The organism is Enterobacter sp. PP-008-ECC_S150 (genome assembly GCF_045257065.1).
In the GTDB taxonomy this organism is placed as follows: Bacteria; Pseudomonadota; Gammaproteobacteria; order Enterobacterales; family Enterobacteriaceae; genus Enterobacter; species Enterobacter chengduensis.
This window is the reverse complement of the sequence record NZ_JBJHHG010000008.1, coordinates 12821-33524: the sequence shown is the minus strand read 5'-3', so window position 1 is coordinate 33524 and position 20704 is coordinate 12821. Positions and strand designations below refer to the sequence as shown.

Sequence of the window (20704 nt, the reverse complement as noted above, 5' to 3'; positions counted from 1 at the left end):
AGGTCATACGACTGATTGATTTAAATCAGGTGGGAGATGTGATTGCGCTAGTAGGTTACTGGCGGGATTGTGCGATACGTTGTTGCAGCCAGGTTTCCACTTCGCTCTCAAGCCAGCGGGAGCTTCTGCCAAGTTTGATGGGTTTAGGAAATTCGCCGAGCTGAATGAGCTTGTAGAACCATTTGTCAGTTAAGCCGGTGAGTTGAGTGATAAACGCCATATCGACGAACTTATCGCTGAGAAGACTGGTGGGTGTGGTCATCGTTTGTTCTCCGTTGGTGGTGAGGGAGAAGAAGCCAGGTATTCGAATGGTGCAGACTTCTTCAAACGATGACGCACTGACGTAATTTTTGATTTTTGCAGATTTGACCAGAACTGTTCTTTTTCCTGGTCATGCCAAGCCTTAAAATGAAAGCAGTGACAGGATAACTATCTCAATATTCTTTGGACGAGAACGGCCATTATGATGAATTCAATACCGCCTTTTAGCACAGACCCTGAATTATTCTGGACGAGTTCAGATCTACAACATATGGCGCGAACGATTGAATCATGCCTTGCAGCCCACTCCATCAACGCAAACATAACAGCGTATCCTTCAGGAACTGTATTTACTCTCTTTGGTATTGAAATTGCACCGGGTATACGGGTCAGCAAAGTTGCCGCACTCATACCTGAAATATCACGTGCTCTTTGTGTTTTTGGCGTAACGATGCTCAAAAACGTGCCAGGAACGTCTCATGCGGGAATATTGGTTACAAATAGGGTGAGGCAAGCTCTATCGCTGGCGAGAGTTTTGAATACGAGGGTATTTGATGAATCTGTTTCGCCGCTCTCCATGATGCTGGGCGAGGATATCCTGGGCAATCCCGTAAGTGTGGACTTATCTCGCATGCCACATCTGCTCATTGCCGGTACAGTCTGTTCGGGTAAGTCAGTCTTGATCCATGCGATGATGATAAGCCTGTTATACAAATCGACACCCGCTGATGTCAGGTTGTTAATGGTTGATACCCAGCAACTTGAGCTAACGTCTTATGACGATATTCCACACTTACTTTCGCCAGTTATCACTGATGTCCAGGATGCAGCAAATGCATTGAATTGGCTCGTCGCTGAAATGGAACGTCGCTATAAGCTACTTCGTGCTTTGGGCGTCAGAAATTTAGCGGGGTACAACGACAGGATTACTGAAGCAAAGCTCATTGGACGTATTATTCCTGATCCTTTCTGGCAACCAGGCTTTAGTGGAACAGAGACGCAACCCCCTCTCTGTGAAATGCCCAACCTTATTGTGTGCATTGACGATTATTCCGATCTGTTACTTTGGCGTGGAGCAGTCGAGGAAAAGCTAATCACTATCAGCAAACAGGGACATGCCGTGGGGATTCATTTAATCCTGGCGACACGTAATACATTGCCGGGTGTGATAACCAGCCGAATGAAAGCCAACATTCCGGCCCGCATCGCGCTGAGTGTCTCCGCCAAATCAGATTCCCGATTGATTTTAGATAGCGAAGGTGCTGAGGCTCTTTATGGGGCTGGTGACATGCTCTTTGCCCGCCCGGATGCCGTTGGGTTAACCCGGGTACAAGCCCCTTATGTCACTGAAAAGGATATTAGCGACGTCGTTGAATCATTGAAGATGAGCGGAAAAACAGATTATATTGAGGGCATTACCGGAGAAGTATACGATACCGAAATATCAGCAGTGCAAGAGCTGGATGTATTATTCGATCAGGCAGTGTCCTTTGTCCTCGAAAGGCGTAGAGCATCTATCTCCGGTGTGCAGCGCCAGTTCCGTATAGGCTACAATCGCGCTGCGCTGTTAATTACTCAAATGGAAAACCTGGGGATTGTCAGTGCCCCTGATTCAAATGGGAGCAGGTTGGTATTAGCGCCTTCTCCGCGAGGATGACTTTTTAATGCCGTACGGACATACCTGATGATGTCCGTAGTTAATTCCGTCCTCCCCCGGGAGCATTTGCGATCACCGCCCGACCCGTGGACGGCCTCTACGACTGGTCGCAGGAACATAGCTCAACTGGTAAGTCACTTTCTCGTCCTTCTGGTCCTGCTTACTCAGGTAGCTCAGAATGTATTGCATGCCTTTACGACCCTTCACATCGTCATATGACGTTACCCGCTCCCCACGCACCCGATAATGTGCTTTAGGCTCACACCGGTGTGCATAGCCCTCTCCGTCAGTAATTTCCTCCCACAGCTCTCTTATGGCCTCCCAGAAACACCAGACTTTCCTGTGACACTGACCATCGATATAAAACGCAGCATGGATGTGGTAACGGTGATCTTCTCCGTATTCCAGCACCCAGGCATACCCCACCAGACCGGATATTGTCGTACGTTGCTCTGTCAGCCAGACCATATCGGCGACCAGTTGATTCATGTCAGCATGGTTAAACGACTCACTGTCTTTACGGTACGCAAAATCCACCCGCAGCATTAAGAGTTTCGAGTGGCAGCTAAAGAGCTGGTTCTGATGATCGAATAAATTGTCCTGTAATGAATTATCAGGTACGTGGTTTCGGTTGATATTGTGGTTCATAATGTTATCCCGTGATAAATACTGGTCATGGGATTACAGCAGGATGTTATTTTTTACTGAGTGGAATGAATCGGGCTATCGGGTATGAGTGCGAGGGGTATTCATACTGAACGCGGTCACTGATACTATCAACTGTCTGTTATCGGCGTGAAGGGTATTATTCATATCAGACACCGCATAGCCAAAATGTGCATACCGGGTCTGAATGGGGAATGCGTTAATATGGCTAAAATCCCACAGAGAGTTATCCCGTTAAATCATGTCACTGCGATTACAAATATGCTTCTTTATAAAATAACACTAATAACCTAAATGAATATTTTAACGCCCCATTTCCGACTTTCACTCCAGACCCAAAAGCTCTCTCCACCTCAATTTTTCCCATCATTCTCCGATGCTCATTAGACCTCAGATTGGTCGGGTTACTGACCGACACAGACCACCAGAGATTCCTGCAACAAGCCGCGCTGCGAACCATGGTCGCCCCAGTCTCCCCGCCCTGATGTCAACCTCCCCCGTGGACACCACCATGATACTTCCGGCGTGGACCATATCGCCCTGTAACACATCGTGTATCTCCGCAGCCCGCAAAGATACTGCCCGTACGGGAACCAGTTTGAATCCTTGAGATATGCTTTACCCTGTAGATTGCATCATTACAATAAAAAACGGTGAATTAACCATGTTAAAATCACTAACATGTTGATATTAATTAACTATAAAAATAATAGATTGTGTGATATCTATGAGGAATCACACATGAATCATTGTTATTTATTGCTTGTATCAACAGTAAAAACTGTGAAAAACACCCTGAATACAATGATAATAGTGATGTTTCTACTGTGAAATTATCCTTGTGGCATCAAGTTTTCCTGTAGATACCTGTAGTAAATTTATAGGTAGTGATTACTAATTAAAAAGGACAAAAGATGAGCAGGACTGTTGAGGTCAGGTCGGTCAGGGAGGGGGTTTATCTTCTCTGGTGCATGGGGGATTACGACGGTGCTCGTCACTATGCTTTTTCCGGTAAAGGTGACATCAGCAATATCAATACAAAAATCGACTTACTGATTAGCCAGGAAGAGAAAGAAAATAATAGAGATAACAACAATAAAAATTCTTTTAAGAAAAATAGCCAAAAGTCGCCACAGCAAACTGTATTGATGTTACTTAATGATTATGCTGGCACTGCAGTCAATGAGTCTCATCTGGAGTGGGCTAAAGGGGATGAACATGCATGTCTGTTTTTATGGCTGTCGCTCTATAAAGACTACACCCGTGATGACGATATCGCTTCAGATATTCTCGACCGCAAAGAAAGGATGCCCCGAAGAAGAGAAAGACGTGATGAAAAATATGATAATACAGAAATGCTGAATCGCCCTGATCTTCCGGTCAGCACACCAGATAACGCTACGCAATGTTATCTGGCAAGTATTTACCTGCTGGATTTAATACTTATCAGTATGGAAGATAAAAATAAAGAGATGGCTTATATTCGGGATGACTATTTAAGAATGAAAGAGGGTATCAACACCACCTTTTCATGGCTGTCTGACGCAGATACGGAAATGCTTGCCTTTACCTGGAAGCAAATTAAAGAGCACAGAAGACTACTATCAGGATTTGGCAACGCCCGTTTTCACCCTGCAATACAGAAATATGCGATACCGGTACTCTTCGAGTTATGGAATGCCGGACGGGATGAAAAAGAACTCTTTCTCAGCAGATTACGAAAGCGTTACGCAAACACAAAACACAGAAAAAAAGTTGCTGACAAGGCACCGGTTAATATTCGTATTTCTCAGAGTGCAAAAAAGACGCTGGTAAAAATTGAGAAGCGCCTTAACCGCAACAGGGCTGATGTGATTGAATATCTGATAGAAAAAACCTGGGCTGAGTTGAATCAGAAAAACTAAAAAAATCTCAGTTATATATCATCTTACTGAATTCCCTTCCCTTTACCTTCACCAGGCCATCCACCGCGGATGGCCTTTTTTATATCGAGGTTTTCATGAAACAGCCTTCAGGCTATGCCCTTATCCGTCGCCACCTGCGGCGCTATCCCCGCATTCTGCGACAGCATCTTCTCCGGGAGCTCAGCCACCTCGTTGCGTATGAACCTGTGATTGGCATCATGGGCAAAACCGGCGTCGGAAAATCCTCGCTGTGTAATGCGCTGTTTCGCAGTCAGGTCTGTGCCATCAATGCCGTAGAAGCCTGCACCCGGCAGCCACAGCGTGTGCGTCTGCGTTTCGGCAGCCATTACCTGACACTGGTGGATTTGCCCGGTGTGGGGGAGAGCATCAGCCGCGATGACGAATACCGTGAGTTATACCGCGAACTCATGCCACAACTCGATATGGTGCTGTGGGTGCTAAAGGCCGATGACAGGGCGTTCTCGGTGGAAGAGCATTTTTATCAGGGGGTATTCGCACAATACAGCGGACTACAGCCACCTGTGTTGTGGGTCCTCAACCAGGTTGATAAAACCGAACCGGCTGAACAGTGGAACTGGTTGTCAGCACAACCTTCAGTATCACAGAGTGAGCATATTACGCAGAAGCGTAAGGCCGTCGCCCGTCAGATGGGAACAGCAGAGACGAATATTCTTCCGGTGTCAGTCAGGGGGCGGTACCACTTGTCCCGTCTGGTGGAGGCGATGATTACCCGCCTCCCAAAGCAGGCCCGTAGCCCGCTGGTGCCACACCTGCAAAGTGGGTACCGCACTCCCGGCATAATCACTACCGCCCGCAACAGCTTTGGCGATGCCGTGGTGGAAGTGATTGACGCGGTCATAGATTTGGCCCCGCTGCCACAAGTTGCGCGTTGCGCGCTCCAGAGCGTCACACACACCGTGGCCCGAGCTGCCCGGACCGTCTGGTCCTTCTTCTTTGGCTGATTTCCCTGTCGGTAAACCCGTCTTCCGTTTCGATAACTAATTTCGCCCTGTCACGATCGATTTTGTCGATCGACCCGATCGGTTTTATTCATTATCCCTGGTAAATATCAGGCTATAGAATTCCTCAGGGATACTGTATTCAGCCATTTACTGATTAAAAATCAATGCGATGAATTGCAGGAATGCCTTCATCCGGAGAAAAGTAATGAAAAGGTTTTTTATGGCGCTGACCGCCAGTCTGTTGTTCACCTCACTTCCCTCCCTGGCCGGCAGCGATATGCCCGTTAAAGTGGAGGTCAGCCATGCCGGTCATGAATGCTATGGCTGCGTCTATGTCACCGTGACAGCAAAAACCGACACCGTTATGATAAAGAAAATCGATGTTAACCGGGGAAAATGCCCGATGCTGACACACCGAAAAATAGCCTACAGGGGCCGGAACGTGGATGGCTGGTGGCCCACAGATAAACCGTTCACACCCCGCAAAATGACCTTCGCTGACAGTGTCTTCTGGAAATTTGGTCACACGCTCGACTTTGGTAAAGCCTGCAATTTTGTTGAGGCCAGGGTGTTCACCGACCAGGGCACATTCACCGTCAGCCAGTGATATGGCCAGTATCACTTATCCGCCCTCTTTCTTAACGCGTCTCACCGCCTTCAGGAGAGACCCGTATCGTCTTAACCATCACCCTCAGGGAATACCATGAAAAAGAAAATACTGCTTTCCACTCTTCTGATATCTGCCCTGACTCCGGCAGTGTCACAGGCCTTTGGTAACCGTGATATCTGGGCCAGCGGCTGGGGTCAGGGGATGTCTGAGTTTGTGATTCTGGGGAAAGGGCAGTCGCAGCTTTACCTGACCTGCGAAGACACCGGCTCACGAGCGGCCACCATGACCTTCACCGACGCAAACGGTCATCAGGTCAGGATGGATAACGGCCAGTCGCTGGACATGAAAATTGACGATGAGGAGCCTGTCAGCGTCAGTGACAGCGAGTCACATGTGGGCTCAGACAACGTGGCATGGGCATGGGATAAACTGCGCACCGGTAAGCGGGTCATTGTGTCCGGGGAGGGCGTAAAGGCAGCCGTGTTTACGCTTAACGGTGCGGGGAAGGTCCTTCCCGCGTTCGGGGACAGCGGCTGTCTGCCGAAATATGCCCTGCCGTAATAAAGGCCGGTAACGCCTTTTTTCTGAATTCATTCACGCTCACGACAACAGGAACCTCAGTCCATGACGGATATCCCGGCTCAGGCAGAACAAACCCGCCAGCCCTGACCACTGCACCAGTATTTCACACCGCCGACGCCCTGCTCACCTGAGCGGGGTGTTTTCTTTTATTTCTCATCAGGGATCAGATATGCAGAATACTGATAATGCGTCGCTGCCACCCGGCCCCTTCACCCGGGCACAGGCGGAAGCCATGGTCGCACGCTACCTCAACGTCACTGTCGAAGACGACCAGGGCACCCATTTTCGGCTGGTCATACGCGACTGCAGCGAAATGCTGATATGGCGGGACTGGAATTTTGCCCCGCAGGCCGGAGAGATGCTGAACCGCTGTCTCATCAGCGACGGTATCCCTGTGTCACCGCAGCCACTGAGCCACTGAGTGGCGAAGTTCTGCTCATTTTTTTCAACAGAACACAGTCCCCCACAGGCCATGCACCTTCCGGAGCATGGCCTTTCTGCTTTTATGCCCTTTAACCTGATATCAGAGGTATTAACCATGCGCTTAGCCAGCCGTTTTGGTGCGGCCAGTCTCGTACGCCGCGACCGCCCACTGACCCGCGACGAACTGTCCCATTACGTCCCCAGCGTATTCAGTGAAGAAAAGCACGAATCACGCTCAGAACGTTATACGTATATCCCGACCATCACACTGCTTGATAATCTGCAGCGGGAAGGCTTCCAGCCGTTCTTTGCCTGCCAGACCCGCGTTCGCGACCTGAATAAACGCGACCACACAAAGCACATGCTGCGTCTGCGGCGTGAGGGGCAAATCACCGGCAAACAGGTCCCCGAAATCATTCTCCTGAACAGCCACGACGGCTCCAGCTCATACCAGATGCTGCCGGGCCTGTTTCGCTTTGTCTGCCAGAACGGACTTGTCTGTGGCGAAACCTTTGGTGAGGTTCGCGTACCGCACAAGGGCAATGTGGTGGAGAAAGTCATTGAAGGAGCTTATGAGGTGCTGGGGATATTTGACCGGGTGGAGGAGAAGCGGGATGCCATGCAGTCACTGCTACTTCCTCCGCCGGCACAACAGGCGTTTGCCAGAGCCGCCCTGACGTACCGCTTTGGGGAAGAGCACCAGCCGGTGACGGAATCACAAATTCTCTCTCCGCGCCGCTGGCAGGATGAAAGCTCCGACCTGTGGACCACCTACCAGTGTATCCAGGAAAACCTGATTAAAGGCGGTCTGCCGGGCAGAACAACGAAAGGTAAGCGGGCCCACACCCGTGCGGTTAAAGGCATTGATGGCGACGTGAAGCTCAACCGCGCCCTGTGGGTAATGGCGGAAAGTCTGCTGGAGAGTCTGAAGTAATGCAGTGTATTCCCGGCGGCGTGATTCAGGTTTCGCCACATCAGTTCCCCCTGAACAGTGAGCAAGGCTGCCGCTCCATCTCTGATGACGACCTGTGCGCCTGGTGCTCTCACCTTCTTTATCGTCCCGGTGAACTCAGCCAGTGCAGCGTAAGTATCCCTGAGGGGCCCTGGCCTTCACGCTGTGATGAGAATGGCTACGCACAGTCCTGTCCGTCACTTCGTTTTAACAACCCATCCGAAAATACAAAGGAAATCAAATGAACAACATGCTCACCCTGGACGACAATACCGTCGACTCAGCATCCACTGAACAACAGCACGCAACCGCAATTGTCTGCACACCTGTACCGGATGAACAGCGCATTGCCTTCTGGCCGCAGCACTTTGGCAGCATTCCACAATGGATAATCCTTGAACCGGCTGTTTTTGCGTGGATGGAGCGTTTCTGTGAGCACTACAACGGCGGCATCTGGAATTTTTATACTCTGGCCAACGGTGGGGCATTTATGGCTCCGGACACTGACATAGGCGACGATGAAAAATGGGTGCTGTTTAACCCCATGAACGGCAACGGCGCGGAGATGAGCGCTGAAGCCGCCGGGATTGCGGTCTGTCTCATCGCCTACAGCCACCACGCCTGCCGTACGGAATGCGATACCATGACCGGACACTATTACCGCCTGCGCGATTACGCGATTAACCACGCGGAATGCAACGCCATTATGCGTATTATTGACTGAGAGAGCTCTGGTATGGAACAACAGCTACCGTTATTTGCCGCCTCATTAACGTCATCAGAACAACACACTATCCGGGAAGCCTTAACCCTGCTGGAGTACCAGCTACGTGAACCCGGCACGTCATTTACCTCCAGCCATGCGGTTCGTGACTGGCTGCGTCTGCAGCTTGCCACACTTGACCGCGAAGCTTTCACCGTCCTGTGGCTTGATAACCAGAATCGACTGATAGCCCACGACACACTGTTCCTGGGGACGATCAACACTGTCACCGTTCATCCGCGTGAGGTCGTTAAATCCGGCCTGAAAAATAACGCTGCCGCAGCCATTCTTGCGCATAACCACCCGTCGGGAGAGGCTGAACCCAGTAAAGCCGACAGGCTGATTACGGAACGTCTGAAACAGGCTCTGGAACTGGTTGACATTCGCCTGCCGGACCATCTGATCATCGGCGGGATGGATATTGTCTCTTTTGCTGAGCGCGGCTGGCTGTAAGGAGTAAACAGCGATGAAAATAATCAGCAAACGTCAGGCAATGGCAATATACCGTCAACACCCGCAGTCCCGGTTGTTTCGCTTCTGTACCGGGAAATACGTGTGGTCCGGCAGTATCTGCCACTATGCTGGCCGGGAGGTGCAGGATATCAGTGGTGTGCTGGCTGTATTCGCTGAACGCCGCCAGGACCGTAACGGCCCGTATGTCGTATTGCGTAGCGTCACGCTCAATTAACCTTAATTAAGGAGCACTAAATTGTCGAATCCAATACCTCCAGTAAACCATGATGTCTCTGAGCCCTGGTGGGGGCTGAAACCGGGCATCACTCCGTGTTTTGGCGCACGACTGGTACAGGAAGGCAACCGCCTGCATTATCTGGCTGATCGGGCCAGTATCGCCGGTGTGTTCAGCGATGCGGATTTACGCCATCTCGATCAGGCATTTCCGGTACTGCTCAAACAGCTGGAATTAATGCTGGTTTCCGGTGAGCTCAATCCCCGCCATCAGCACTGTGTCACGTTATATGCAAAAGGGCTGACCTGTGAAGCAGATTCCCTCGGATCACATGGCTACATTTATACAGCAATTTATCCGACACCAGACGACAGCATAACCCGGTAACCCCGTCCCATAATCCTTCATTCTTTTTAACCCGACTTCATTCAGGAACATTTCATTATGCAAACCTTATCCGCCATCCCGAAGCGGAAGGCACCGTCACGCCCGACGCCCGTTGAAATCTGGCAGCAACTTCTTACGTATCTGTTAAAAAGACATTACGGCCTTTCGCTTAGCGACACGCAATTTTCCGATGAGGAGATTATTACGCAATATATTGACGCCGGTATCTCACTGTCAGATGCACTCAATTTTCTCGTTGAAAAATCTGAACTGGTGCGGATTGATCGTCCCGGTTTCTCCATTAAGCATCAGTCCCCTTTTATCGGGGTGATTGATATTCTCCGGGCCAGACGGGCAACGGGTTTGATGCAACGTAACGGGTATAAAAGGATCACTCTTCTCATCGCTGGAAATGCAGCTCAGGAGCAACATTCATGAAACTATCCCTGACGGCAGAAGCCGATGCTATCAATGTACTGGCCCTCAACATGGGTCGTATCATCGTGGATATCGATGGCATTGAACTGGACGACATTATTAACGCGATCTGCGACAACGGATATTCACTTCGTATTGCTGATACCCCCGGAAAGCGGGTTGTTGAAGATCCATTACTACCCGCCGCCCACCTTACCGGTATCCATTGCAGTACCGCGCATATCACCGAAGCCGACAACACCCTGCTGTACAAACAGTCGCATCAGCATGAAGACTTTAGTGAGTCAGAATGGATCCATTTTTCGGGCACCGGCTATCTGCTCCGTCTGAGCGCGTGGTCATTTCCGGTGTTGCGGCTAAAACGACTCGGTTTGTCGAAAGCCTGTCGTCGTCTGGTGGTAGCACTTATGCGTCGTTACTCCGTCAGCATTATTCATCTTGATGCCTGTGGCGAAGTGCTGCCAGGTTTTCCCACATTTGACTGGTAACACAACATCAATCACCACAAAAAACTCTAATGCCAGAGTTAACCACTGAAGTTGCTCTCAATAGTCTGACTGGCTGCAGGACAATATCGATAACGGTACGAGGATCATCTTCGACAACGACGAAGACAACACCAACTCAGCAAAGTTGTTGTCCTGGATTGAGCGGGTGCGAAATGATGTTCGCACCCACTCAATCCAGCTTCTGCAACAGACCAGAACTGATTAACCACCAGGCAATACTCATTACACACGTATAAGCGCCAGCCCTTACCGGCTGGCGCTTTACTTTTAGATAAAGGAAAGAAAAGATGTCAGACCTTAACTTCACCGAATCCGAAGTGTTAACCAGCCACACCGACATGATTTGCTCCACCAGCATTGAGCGCATCGTCACCGGACGTAATGCCGCGCTGGCACAGATTGAAGCGCTCATTCAGCAACTCAACGATATTTCAACACTGACCCGTTGTATTGGCGGTAAAACCGCTCTGGACTGGGCCATGAAGCAGAAATTCCGCTGTGGTTGCTGGTTGATGGAGAAACCAGAAACAGCGATGAAAGCCATTACCCGTAATCTCGATCGTGGTATATGGCGCGATTTAATGAAAAAGTCAGGGATGCTTTCCATCATGGACGCTCAGGCGCGTGATCAGTGGTACAGAAACCTTGAGGGGGATGACATTCCTGCAGTCAGCGAAGCCAACATTCTGAGCACTTTTGAGCAACTTCATCTGAATAAAGGTGATGTGTTTGAGCGTGGTGTGATTAACGTATTTAAGGGTCTGAGCTGGGACTACAAGAGCAACAGCCCGTGTAAGTTTGGAAAAAAGATTATCGTGACAGGGCTGGTGAAATATGATCGTTGGGGATTTGGGCTTCTCTGGGGCTGGCAACGCGATCGATTAGCTGACCTTGAGCGGATGCTGATGCTGATGCTTCTGGACGGAAAACCGGTTCCCGACAACCGTGCCGACGTCACCCATCGTCTCGCCGATCATATCCATGAAAACAGGCACAGCAATCGTTACGAGGATGAGATGTTTTCGATCAAATACTTTCAGAAGGGAACTGCTCATATCACCTTTAAGCGGTAAGCACTGGTCGATGAGCTGAATGACATCATTGCCCGGCACTATCCGGGGGCACTACCATCCTAATTTTGATGTAGAATAAGAAGGTAGGTAGTTGGCTTCCTGATTTGGTCATCCAACTTGTGTGGTTTGTCGCTGAAATGAAGCGAGGCGAATTTTGTATAGCAATGTGTGTAGGGTTTGCTTTGTTGTTTTTTAATATGTTGAAATTATTTGTATTTTTTAATTGTATTCGATTCCCTTCGCCCGCTCCAGCCCTTTAAAAGCCTTGTAACTCATTGAGTTAGCTCTAAGGTGATGTGACCAAAGTACCGCTATTTACCCTGATAGTTGCCGCGATTTGTTGAACGGTGAACAGGGAGTTTAGCAAAGCGCTGGCGGTCGTTCCACTGGTCATACCGCGATAGCCCAACATGAACCGAAAGCCGTGTGCCCGGCATAACTCCCGTAGCATTCATCTGTTCCGCACTTAGCGCGGTGTCCCGTAACAGCCTGTCGTGATGACACGCCACGGATAAACGAGCTGATGTTGGGAAGCCTAACCAGTCCGGGAAAGGGGCTGGCTCTACCGTGGTGTTCACCGTGCCATAAATGAACGGTACTCGATAAGAGAACTGATGGTTGTACAAGATGATGATGATGCGCCGGGGGCGCTGCTGCTGGGTGTACCCAACACGGCGCTAATGGCTTGCTATTGCCTGTGTATGGGGTACGTTTAACTGTTGGATGGGTGGCTCCGTCTGCACCAGCCCCGGCTCTGCTATGGCATCCGGGGCATCTCTCCCGAATTTCTCTTCCTGTGTTTCCCCATCCGTGCTTCGCAGTTGAGCTTCACAGTGGTAATAAATAACAACCCGTTGCATTAGTATCGATCATTTTGTAGCCTGAGATTAATCCTAATCTTGTAGGGCGTTGCATGGTTGACAATGAGCGTTTGCATGAGCAAGAATCCGCCGAAACAGAACTAGATAAATTGTTAGAAAAGCTGGAGTTGACGCAGGAACAACGAGACTTCATTGACTCGATGCGGGACGATAAACGTAGTGAAGAGGGTTAATCATGGATGTGAACAAAGACGCGATCTTCTCTGTGTGCGGGAAGTACCGTTACGCGATTTCTAGAACCTGGGACGCTACAAAGCCTTACGCTCTTTTCATTGGTTTGAATCCATCGTATGCGGATGCGGATCTTGATGACCCCACACTGAAACGTTGTATCTCATTTGCACAGAACTGGGGCTTCGGGGGTGTACGTATCGCGAACCTGTTCGCGTATGTATGTACTGACCGTTTTGAAATGATGAGATTCCCGGAGCCTGTCGGGGCGGATAATGATAAGTATCTGGCAGAATTGATAGCTGGTGCTGGTATCGTTGTTGCTGCGTGGGGGAATGAAGGGCGGCACCTGAAACGCTCTGCCGTAGTACGGGCGTTCCTTCCTGTAGATACGAAGTGTTTTAAAATTAACGCAACGGGAGAGCCTATGCACCCGTTATATGTGCATGGTGATACTAAACTGATTCCGTTTCTGATGCCGGATAATGCTGCTGTGGGGTGCTGAACGTCAACGCAAAGTGGCTTAAGCAGTGGGGAAAATGGTTAGCTTAGCGTTATCTGGTTCAAGGGGAGCTACCCTACAGCCTCACTCTCTGAATGCAAAATAGCCTCACAATCCCACTGTTAAAAGTCCCGGCTTGAAAAATTGCACGCTTATAGTTGCGCCTCCCTCAACTCTATAGCTCGCCCGCGCCCCCGTGCGCATGTGCGTGCCCGCGCGTCAGGGGTCGCTGAGAAAACCCTAAGATTTTGCTCATCCGAGACAACCGTTGCAGGCGCGAAATGCTGGCTGGTTACTGCTGCGGTTGCAATGTTTGATTCAACGCCTTTGTGATTTCGAGATCGTGGCGGTGCCGTGCTGATCTCCTGTGTGCGCTTTGCGCTGCGTTCGCTGGGTGCGCCGGGGTTTTGCTGTGACTCGGTGCCAGTCTGCCGCTGGCTGTCTCTGTCTCATCCGGGTATACCGCATTGTGATGTGCCGCCGCTGTCGCAATCAAATTTATTTTATACCCTATTGACCACGGTTTTTAAGTGTGATCTCCTTCATGTCGGGATGTGATACTTCACTGAGATTTGGAGGGAAATCATGATTAATGTTCGTCTGTACGCGAGGGCATCCACCGCTGAGCAGCACGCCGACCGTGCCGTGCCTGCGCTGGAATCTTTTGCTAATGAGCGGGGCTGGTCTATTGCTGCGCGATACATCGAGAACGCCAGCGGTGCTAGGCTGGAGCGCCCGGAACTGATGCGCCTGCTGGGTGAGGCGGAGGCTGGCGATGTCCTGCTTGTTGAAAGCATCGACAGGCTAAGCCGCCTGACTCAAAAAGAATGGGCGACTCTGAAACAGAGGATTCAGGATAAGGGGCTGGTGATCGTCGCCGTTGACCTGCCAACCTCGTGGCAGTTGCTGAACGAAACCGCGTCAGAGCTAACCAGCGGCATCCTCAGAGCCGTTAACGCAATGCTGATCGATATTCTCGCTACAATGGCTCGCGTGGACTACGAGACGCGACTGATGCGCCAGCGGCAGGGCATTGAACGAGCCAAAGCTGAGGGGCTTTATCGTGGGAGTCAGAAGGATGCCGCCGCTCGCGAGACCGTCAGAGAAATGCTGGCGCAGGGTGTGAAACCGGAGCGCATCATGAAAGCTGCCGGGATAAGCCGGGCGACGTTTTACCGCATCAAGCGAGAGTTGGCCGCCAGCGTCTGAATCGTGGCTGCTTCCTGTTGACATGCTCGACGCCGTGTGATTTTATAGCCATCTAGATGTCTAAGTGAGGTGGCGAGCTGGTCGCCGTGGGGGTGATGTTGTTCGATGCCGTGAGGCGATCTGTGCGCCTCTCTGCGAGGGTGTGAGCCGTTGAGTGTGGGTTACTTGTTCTAAGAGATTTATCAACTCAGAGATCGTTACGCTGCGTCTGGTGCTGTGCCATTGCTGCCGGGTGGGGTTATTGGGTGGTGCGGTCGGGCTGACCTACAACCAAATGATGTGCCAACACTGGCCGTTACTGGGCTGTGGGTGATGGATGACCTACAGCTTTCGTATTAATTTCAGAGCGTTATGTTATGCGCGATGTCGTAATGCTATGATTTATAATGTATTTTCGTATTACTTGCGGCTCTCGATGTGAAGAGATGGCGGGGCTTTAGCCGTGCCAGACGATGAACATCGAGATCAGATTGTGAAGTGATTCATCACTGAAAAATTCCGGGTGGGGCCGGGGAGGGGGTTCAACGATAATTGGTTATGTCGTGGTGCTGGGTTACATGCTGTTTCTATAGGCTTTTAATGATTTCAGCGTACATGTGTACACTTAACCAATTAGCGTTATACCCCTACCCACCGACACCCCGTGGGTGGAGCGAGGTGTGCCTTGCACATCCTCCCCAAATCCACCTCCCTAACGCGGAGACGTTCCGCCGTCTCCACACCTCTCAACGGTGCAGTGCTTACGCCTGCTTGCACTCACCTGTCCGGCTCGTTTATCAGTCGCCGCCTGCTGCTGCGCTTCTCTTTCGCTTTGCTCTATGCGATGCTCGGTACTCATCGCTTACCCGCTTGCCGTACTGGCTACAGGTCGGGAGTTATGTAGTGGAACGGTAATTTAAAGCGGTATTACTCAAACAGCTAATTGCTGAGATAGTAATGATTATTGAAATAGAAGAAAGGATTGAATTATTACAGGGAGAATAAATAGGAAATACTAATCCAGATAAATATTAAAAGTATTATTCAGCTAGGTAATTGTTCTAACTGTTATACAGCGTATCTTCGTTCGTACCGCTCAATCACTCATCGTATTCGATGACAAGTCATCTCATACTCTTCGTTCTTCGCCGACTGGCTTATCGTTCGCTACGCTCACTGCCAGTCGCTCACTCCGATACAACTTCTTAAAACCATTATACAAATAGCTGTCAAGAAAATTAAAGCTGATAATTCCGATCAATTTTAATTTATTGATCTGTTAAATTTATAAGTAATATAGATAACCATTTAATTAACTGAAATTATTAATAAATTTAAAGGTGTCTATATTGTAGGGAAAGAGCGACACCATGGGCCAACTTCACACCCCAAATCCGCCTACCTGAAATTACCCTGCCCAACACGGCCAGCCCACACGCAGCAAGGCTTTGCAGGTGGTTGGTTAAAAAATAAACTCAAGAAGGTGACTATACCGGAGAGATAACCTACGTACAGCGTTGCTGACAAAGAAAGCTACTAAATTGGGGAAAGGCTACCACTAAAACGGGATACTACCGTCACAAGCTGTGGCCGAAAGCCTGCCTACGGCCTGACCCTCGGCAATGCCCGCCGCTCCTGCGTTTAGTCCAGAGCGCCGGAAGAAAGCATCTATATGGGAGAGACAGAACTCCGACGCCATTGCAATGATGGTAACTACTAAGGAGGACAGACTGCCACACTCCCGGCGCTTCCATCCTACGCCCCATTCTAAACTCACCTTGATTTTTGGAGACCACAGTATGCACATAACGCTTAACCAAGTAGACCACGCTGCCATTCAAAAAGAGTACGAAGCCGAGGAGCGACGCGAAAAAGCGCGTCGTGCCCGCCGCAATCAAAAGTTTGTGAAGTTCATGCGCCAGAATTATGGGGAGCCATTGTATCACCCAAGCCCGGATGAACTTTGCGGCATATACATCCACGAATTAGGGCAAGTTGTCTGGCGTGTACGTTCCCGCACAAGGCCGTACCGATTTACGGATTACGAATCGGTGGAAGTTGCCCGCTGGGCTTTCGACCGAGATTGCAGGGAAGTCGCGAGGACTAACCCGGACGCTGTGAAAAATCCTAAAGGTATTCCCCGATACACCAAAGAACATGAGGATTACTTACGCTGGCAGTTAGCGTTAATCGAAAGTCGGACACCCGAAGATTTAGCTTGGGCGCGTAGTATTTAATCCTTCTCTGGAGTTTGCACCATGCCAACCAATTTAAACCGCTTGCTTGCGCTGGCCGCTGACGCCGAACCGCTGAACACCGAGCCTGCGGATACTCAGCAACTGGTTGCGGATAAGATCGTTATACCTCATTCCAAGTTATGCCCTGTTAAACAGCGACCAGTGAAGGCTGCGTTTAACACGGAGTCCGGGCAGTATTTCTACAATGCAGATGGTTCCGTTATGTCGTTCCGTGAATGGAAAGAGGCGAACGGAATCGGACGCAAGACACACGCCCGCCGCGCTGATGCAGGGTTGCGCCAGATTATCCAGCCGGGCGATGCAATCCACTGTCGCCGTGCTGAGATAGAAATGTGGCTCAACAAGAAGCCAGCCCGGTACGCTGACCCCCTGCCGCCAGACTTCCCCGGTGTGCGTGTCGATGATGCCGCTCTGAAACCACGTGAGCACGCTATCCCGGAAGCGACCACGGGGCAAAACGCCTTTCTCAAGGCGTGCCGCGAGTTTCTGATTTGCGATGAGAAGACCATGCGCCGTATCAGTCGCGGCATGAGCAAGCTGGAGGCGATGCGCCGCGATGACTTCACCAGACTGGGAGACTGCCCGGAGTTTCGCCAGCTATGGTGTGGAGAGGTTAGGTCTGTTGATGACAATTTCAACACGCAGAATCATCATTGTGACGCTGGAGGTGCTGACCTGACGCCATCCATCCCGCCGCTGGTTACTGCGCCGTACAGGTTCCGCGAGCTGGAGCAATGCGACCGCCCGGCGTTTGTGCCATTGCCGCCGCCAGATGGTGGCGACTGGCGACCCGGACAGCAGGACGTAGCCGCCGCTGTGTTTGCCCGTGACCGCGATATGTTGGCCGTGCTGCCAACTGGTTACGGAAAGACGGCTGCATTCACCTATGCCCTGCAATTTGAATCCGGTGCTGGCGAGGGGCTGACCGTTATCGTTGTGCCGACGAACACCATCAAGCAGCAGGTGTTACAGCAGTTAAGGGAGGCTGGCGTTCACGCGGTGGCCTTTGGCGATAAACTACCGAAGCGGCGTAATGCGCAGCAACTTGCGGGGGTGGCTGCTGGCGCTTTCCGCGTCGCTGTCGTTTCGCCGGAGCATCTGGTGCCGGGTAGTCAGGTACTGGCTGCGCTGATGGCCGCTGGTGTGAGCAGGTTCATCATCGACGAGGTTCACACCGTTGATGACTGGGAGTTTCGCACTGCTTTCCCCGCGATGAAGCACACCCTGCAAAATGCCTTTCCTGATGCGCAGCGGTGTGCATTCACCGCGACCCTGCCAAAAGGGGATGAGGCTGACCTGATGAAAGAGTTGGGTTGTCGTGGCGGGTTCCTCACCTTTCGGGCTGACGTTTCAAGAGAGAATATCCAGTTGATTCCTGTCCGGCAATGTGCAATTCAGCGCCGGGCTGCTGTTGGTCTGGTCGATGCCCTCCCGGTGGATGAAAAGACGCTGGTTATGGTGGACAGTATCAAGATGCTTTACGCGTACCTCGACGAGCTGGGAAGCCGCGCCCGGCCTTATCATTCTGACGTTGAGCGACTGAGCCGCGACCAGCGGCACGCTAACGCAGAGTGGTTTGCTTCAACGCCGGGCGCTGTTCTGGTGGCAACAAAGGCTTTTGGCTTGGGGGCTGACATTCACGATATTCGTAACGTCATCGTGACCTACGTTCCCGAAGACTTGGCCGACCTCGTTCAGATGGTCGGGCGTGCTGGTCGCGATGGCGAGCCAGCACGCGCTTTCATTCTCTGGTCGTCGCTGGCGCTGTACGGCGACCCAATCACGTATGATGCCGACTCTGCCCCGGTGCCGTCCGGGGTACCTGATGAGCTTGCTTATTTCTACCGCCCTGAAAACTGCAACTGGCAGTACATCGCTAAATACCTTTGAGTCGAAAGGCTCCCCCTCATTCTCTGGAGTTAATCCATATGCCTGTTACCGAACATGCGCAGCGTCGTGCTGCGCGTGCGGATGCGCTCGTCACCGCACAACTTGCCTTCGCCCTGAACGGCTATTCCTTTGATGGATTGGCTGAGCGCCACCACCAGACCCTTAACCGTGAGGCTTTGTTACGTCAAGCAAGTACGCCTCTACAGCGGTATTGCCTGCTCAATAACTGTGAGCCTTGGGAATGTCTGGCCGCTGTGCTGAATAGATTCCGACGCCGGGAGGATGGCGCTCGTCTTTGGCCGACCTATCGCATGGCTCGTGAGGTCTTTAATGGGACTGTTCACCCTGCCGACAAGACGCGCGACGAGATATTTCAATCCGTGCAGCGTCGCCTGTTTTTACCAAAACCAGTACATGCCGAGGTCATCCAACACCTGCGAGCAATGGGACTAACTGGAGACAACCACCAATGACGAAATCTGAATTTGAAAATGAAACGTGGCGAATGAAAGGCTTGCTTCTTGGGGCGCTAATCCGCCGCCTTGAGGAAGACAAGGCTGGTGAGTCGCGCATGGCCGCAGCGGAGTTATCCAGTGCGGTCAACTTCCTTAAGGCCAATGCCGTAGAAGCGCCGGACGCATCGTTTAATCGTGTATTTGAGGATGAAGATTGATGACGCCCCAGCAATTCCGCCAATGGTTCGCCTCGCTGCCTGAAAAATATCAGCGTCAGGCCAAAGCCATGTACGACAACGCCCGGCGTGGCGGTGGTGTTCATACCGCATCAAGCCTCGCCTTGATTAAAAACCTTGTAGAAGATTCGATTAACTTTGACGGAGAGTTTCAGTATGACAACCACCAGTAATGCAACCCTGACCATTGCCGACATCCAGCACATCAACCATTTGTGCATTGTTGAGCACATGAACAACGCGCAGATTGCTGATGCCACTGGTTTCAGTCTGGCAGATATCGACGCCGTAATCCGTGGCGTTTACGTGGACGATCTCGCCGAACAGTGGAAGGATGACGCTGATATTACCCTGCAAGAATACGACACTATCCGCCGTCGCTATCAGCCCGGCAAGTTGCATCGGGACACTGAGTATGCCATCGCTCGCGATATGCTGATTCGCCCTGAAACTGTGTTGGCTATCGCACATTCCCGCTTTAGCAATGCTCACACGCACCCGGCAGAGAAAACCGTGAAGGTGAAGCCAGCTAAGCCGAAAGCAGTGCGCAAGTTAGTGCCTACTGATTTAGATGAAATCCACAAGTTAGAGCGCTTCGGTTGGCCTGCTGCGGAGATCGCCGGGAAGCTGGGCGTCCCTGTTGAAGTCGTCGCGCATGTGCAACGCTGTCTGAGAAATCGTTGGTCGTACCCGGATACTCTGGAGTCTGTTAACTCCAAATTCAGCGAGGCTGAATGATGGAAGAGAACGAACCGCTGCACCCCGCCGTTAACCCTGATCTCTATGTGAACCTTGACGAACAGCGTGAAGGGTACGCGCCGATTGAATCACGGGGCTGGGGCGTGCTGACGCAGAACCTGTCCGGGGAAGGGCGAACTGACCCCGGCCAAACACTTAACCACAATCCGAAACAACGCCCGCGCGGCTCCGTTGGTGAGCGTCGTTGGCTTCGTAAACGTGGATTACTTTAACGAGGAATTACCATGAGCAAAACTATCGTTTTAATGGAGCCACGCCGCGCGGCTGATTGCGGGCAACAACTGAAATTCATTGCTGAAGCCTTGAATCTTCGTCAAATCGATTTGGCTCATGTGTACCAGATCGACAGACAAGATCTCGGCAAAGCGTACCACGGACAGAAAATGATTCCTGCCCGATGCGTACACGCGCACATGCTTTTACTTGAACTGGCACATCGCCGAATTACATCACAAGAGGTTGCATAAT

27 protein-coding genes and 1 pseudogene are annotated in these 20704 nt (G+C 51.0%); 26 read left to right on the top strand and 2 right to left on the bottom strand.

Features of this window, described 5'->3' with window-relative positions; translation table 11 throughout:
• Positions 1 to 55 precede the first annotated feature (55 nt).
• Positions 56 to 262: an AlpA family transcriptional regulator gene (locus tag ACJBF3_RS10645; RefSeq protein ID WP_191225905.1), complete on the bottom strand. Its 207-nt coding sequence runs from the start codon at positions 260 to 262 to the stop codon at positions 56 to 58.
• A 201-nt stretch (positions 263 to 463) separates the two neighbouring features.
• On the opposite strand from ACJBF3_RS10645, the gene ACJBF3_RS10640 reads away from it, so the two are divergent.
• Complete coding sequence (locus tag ACJBF3_RS10640) at positions 464 to 1918, top strand: DNA translocase FtsK (protein ID WP_149692537.1); 1455 nt, start codon at positions 464 to 466, stop codon at positions 1916 to 1918.
• Between the two features lie 72 nt (positions 1919 to 1990).
• Here ACJBF3_RS10640 and ACJBF3_RS10635 read toward each other — a convergent pair whose 3' ends face one another.
• Complete coding sequence (locus tag ACJBF3_RS10635; protein WP_149692536.1) at positions 1991 to 2566, bottom strand: inovirus-type Gp2 protein; 576 nt, start codon at positions 2564 to 2566, stop codon at positions 1991 to 1993.
• A gap of 932 nt (positions 2567 to 3498) precedes the next feature.
• Between ACJBF3_RS10635 and ACJBF3_RS10630 the strand changes: the two genes are divergently transcribed.
• From ACJBF3_RS10630 to ACJBF3_RS10510, 25 genes and pseudogenes are all read left to right on the top strand, one after another.
• Positions 3499 to 4488 carry a hypothetical protein gene (locus ACJBF3_RS10630; RefSeq protein WP_149692535.1) on the top strand — a complete coding sequence of 330 codons (990 nt, stop codon included), beginning with the start codon at positions 3499 to 3501 and terminating at the stop codon, positions 4486 to 4488.
• Between the two features lie 95 nt (positions 4489 to 4583).
• The gene (locus tag ACJBF3_RS10625) at positions 4584 to 5471 is read left to right on the top strand and encodes a GTPase family protein (RefSeq protein WP_191225903.1); all 888 of its coding nucleotides are present in this window, start codon (positions 4584 to 4586) and stop codon (positions 5469 to 5471) included.
• 205 nt (positions 5472 to 5676) lie between these two features.
• Positions 5677 to 6078: a hypothetical protein gene (locus ACJBF3_RS10620; protein WP_047358714.1), complete on the top strand. Its 402-nt coding sequence runs from the start codon at positions 5677 to 5679 to the stop codon at positions 6076 to 6078.
• 96 nt (positions 6079 to 6174) lie between these two features.
• Positions 6175 to 6642 carry a hypothetical protein gene (locus ACJBF3_RS10615; protein ID WP_047358713.1) on the top strand — a complete coding sequence of 156 codons (468 nt, stop codon included), beginning with the start codon at positions 6175 to 6177 and terminating at the stop codon, positions 6640 to 6642.
• A 190-nt stretch (positions 6643 to 6832) separates the two neighbouring features.
• Entirely contained in the window at positions 6833 to 7084 is a 252-nt protein-coding gene (locus ACJBF3_RS10610; protein ID WP_047358712.1) for a DUF905 family protein, read from the top strand.
• A gap of 117 nt (positions 7085 to 7201) precedes the next feature.
• Complete coding sequence (locus tag ACJBF3_RS10605; protein ID WP_406545012.1) at positions 7202 to 8020, top strand: DUF932 domain-containing protein; 819 nt, start codon at positions 7202 to 7204, stop codon at positions 8018 to 8020.
• Between the two features lie 268 nt (positions 8021 to 8288).
• Entirely contained in the window at positions 8289 to 8762 is a 474-nt protein-coding gene (locus ACJBF3_RS10600) for an antirestriction protein (RefSeq protein ID WP_024156447.1), read from the top strand.
• 12 nt (positions 8763 to 8774) lie between these two features.
• Positions 8775 to 9254: a DNA repair protein RadC gene (gene radC / locus ACJBF3_RS10595; RefSeq protein ID WP_024156448.1), complete on the top strand. Its 480-nt coding sequence runs from the start codon at positions 8775 to 8777 to the stop codon at positions 9252 to 9254.
• A 13-nt stretch (positions 9255 to 9267) separates the two neighbouring features.
• Positions 9268 to 9489 carry a DUF987 domain-containing protein gene (locus tag ACJBF3_RS10590; RefSeq protein ID WP_043017585.1) on the top strand — a complete coding sequence of 74 codons (222 nt, stop codon included), beginning with the start codon at positions 9268 to 9270 and terminating at the stop codon, positions 9487 to 9489.
• Between the two features lie 21 nt (positions 9490 to 9510).
• Entirely contained in the window at positions 9511 to 9876 is a 366-nt protein-coding gene (locus ACJBF3_RS10585) for a type IV toxin-antitoxin system YeeU family antitoxin (RefSeq protein ID WP_047408718.1), read from the top strand.
• Positions 9877 to 9933: 57 nt separating this feature from the next.
• Positions 9934 to 10314: a TA system toxin CbtA family protein gene (locus ACJBF3_RS10580; protein WP_024156451.1), complete on the top strand. Its 381-nt coding sequence runs from the start codon at positions 9934 to 9936 to the stop codon at positions 10312 to 10314.
• On the top strand, positions 10311 to 10802 hold the full coding sequence (locus ACJBF3_RS10575; RefSeq protein ID WP_024156452.1) for a DUF5983 family protein: 492 nt from the start codon (positions 10311 to 10313) through the stop codon (positions 10800 to 10802). The genes ACJBF3_RS10580 and ACJBF3_RS10575 overlap by 4 nt, the downstream gene beginning before the upstream one ends.
• Positions 10803 to 10875: 73 nt before the next feature.
• The gene (locus ACJBF3_RS10570; RefSeq protein ID WP_375379967.1) at positions 10876 to 11028 is read left to right on the top strand and encodes a hypothetical protein; all 153 of its coding nucleotides are present in this window, start codon (positions 10876 to 10878) and stop codon (positions 11026 to 11028) included.
• An 82-nt stretch (positions 11029 to 11110) separates the two neighbouring features.
• Positions 11111 to 11893 (top strand): annotated as a pseudogene (locus ACJBF3_RS10565) (DUF4942 domain-containing protein); the annotation flags it as partial.
• A gap of 916 nt (positions 11894 to 12809) precedes the next feature.
• On the top strand, positions 12810 to 12950 hold the full coding sequence (locus tag ACJBF3_RS10560) for a hypothetical protein (protein WP_063855369.1): 141 nt from the start codon (positions 12810 to 12812) through the stop codon (positions 12948 to 12950).
• A gap of 2 nt (positions 12951 to 12952) precedes the next feature.
• Complete coding sequence (locus tag ACJBF3_RS10555) at positions 12953 to 13453, top strand: DUF1643 domain-containing protein (RefSeq protein ID WP_063855370.1); 501 nt, start codon at positions 12953 to 12955, stop codon at positions 13451 to 13453.
• Positions 13454 to 14035: 582 nt separating this feature from the next.
• Positions 14036 to 14659, top strand: a complete 624-nt coding sequence (locus ACJBF3_RS10550; RefSeq protein ID WP_084832448.1) for a recombinase family protein — start codon at positions 14036 to 14038, stop codon at positions 14657 to 14659.
• Between the two features lie 1778 nt (positions 14660 to 16437).
• Positions 16438 to 16875 (top strand): hypothetical protein, encoded by a 438-nt coding sequence (locus tag ACJBF3_RS10545; protein ID WP_158695547.1) that lies wholly within the window; start codon positions 16438 to 16440, stop codon positions 16873 to 16875.
• 21 nt (positions 16876 to 16896) lie between these two features.
• The gene (locus tag ACJBF3_RS10540; RefSeq protein ID WP_105612178.1) at positions 16897 to 18786 is read left to right on the top strand and encodes a DEAD/DEAH box helicase; all 1890 of its coding nucleotides are present in this window, start codon (positions 16897 to 16899) and stop codon (positions 18784 to 18786) included.
• A gap of 38 nt (positions 18787 to 18824) precedes the next feature.
• Positions 18825 to 19259 carry a hypothetical protein gene (locus tag ACJBF3_RS10535; protein WP_105612177.1) on the top strand — a complete coding sequence of 145 codons (435 nt, stop codon included), beginning with the start codon at positions 18825 to 18827 and terminating at the stop codon, positions 19257 to 19259.
• Positions 19256 to 19459 (top strand): hypothetical protein, encoded by a 204-nt coding sequence (locus tag ACJBF3_RS10530; protein WP_105612176.1) that lies wholly within the window; start codon positions 19256 to 19258, stop codon positions 19457 to 19459. Before ACJBF3_RS10535 ends, ACJBF3_RS10530 begins: the two co-directional genes overlap by 4 nt.
• Positions 19459 to 19650, top strand: a complete 192-nt coding sequence (locus tag ACJBF3_RS10525; RefSeq protein ID WP_063930139.1) for a hypothetical protein — start codon at positions 19459 to 19461, stop codon at positions 19648 to 19650. The genes ACJBF3_RS10530 and ACJBF3_RS10525 overlap by 1 nt, the downstream gene beginning before the upstream one ends.
• Positions 19634 to 20215, top strand: coding sequence for a hypothetical protein (locus tag ACJBF3_RS10520; protein WP_163365100.1), 582 nt, complete (start codon positions 19634 to 19636; stop codon positions 20213 to 20215). Before ACJBF3_RS10525 ends, ACJBF3_RS10520 begins: the two co-directional genes overlap by 17 nt.
• Positions 20212 to 20448 carry a hypothetical protein gene (locus ACJBF3_RS10515; protein ID WP_226840822.1) on the top strand — a complete coding sequence of 79 codons (237 nt, stop codon included), beginning with the start codon at positions 20212 to 20214 and terminating at the stop codon, positions 20446 to 20448. The genes ACJBF3_RS10520 and ACJBF3_RS10515 overlap by 4 nt, the downstream gene beginning before the upstream one ends.
• A gap of 12 nt (positions 20449 to 20460) precedes the next feature.
• Positions 20461 to 20703 (top strand): hypothetical protein, encoded by a 243-nt coding sequence (locus ACJBF3_RS10510; protein WP_406545005.1) that lies wholly within the window; start codon positions 20461 to 20463, stop codon positions 20701 to 20703.
• Position 20704: the final 1 nt, after the last annotated feature.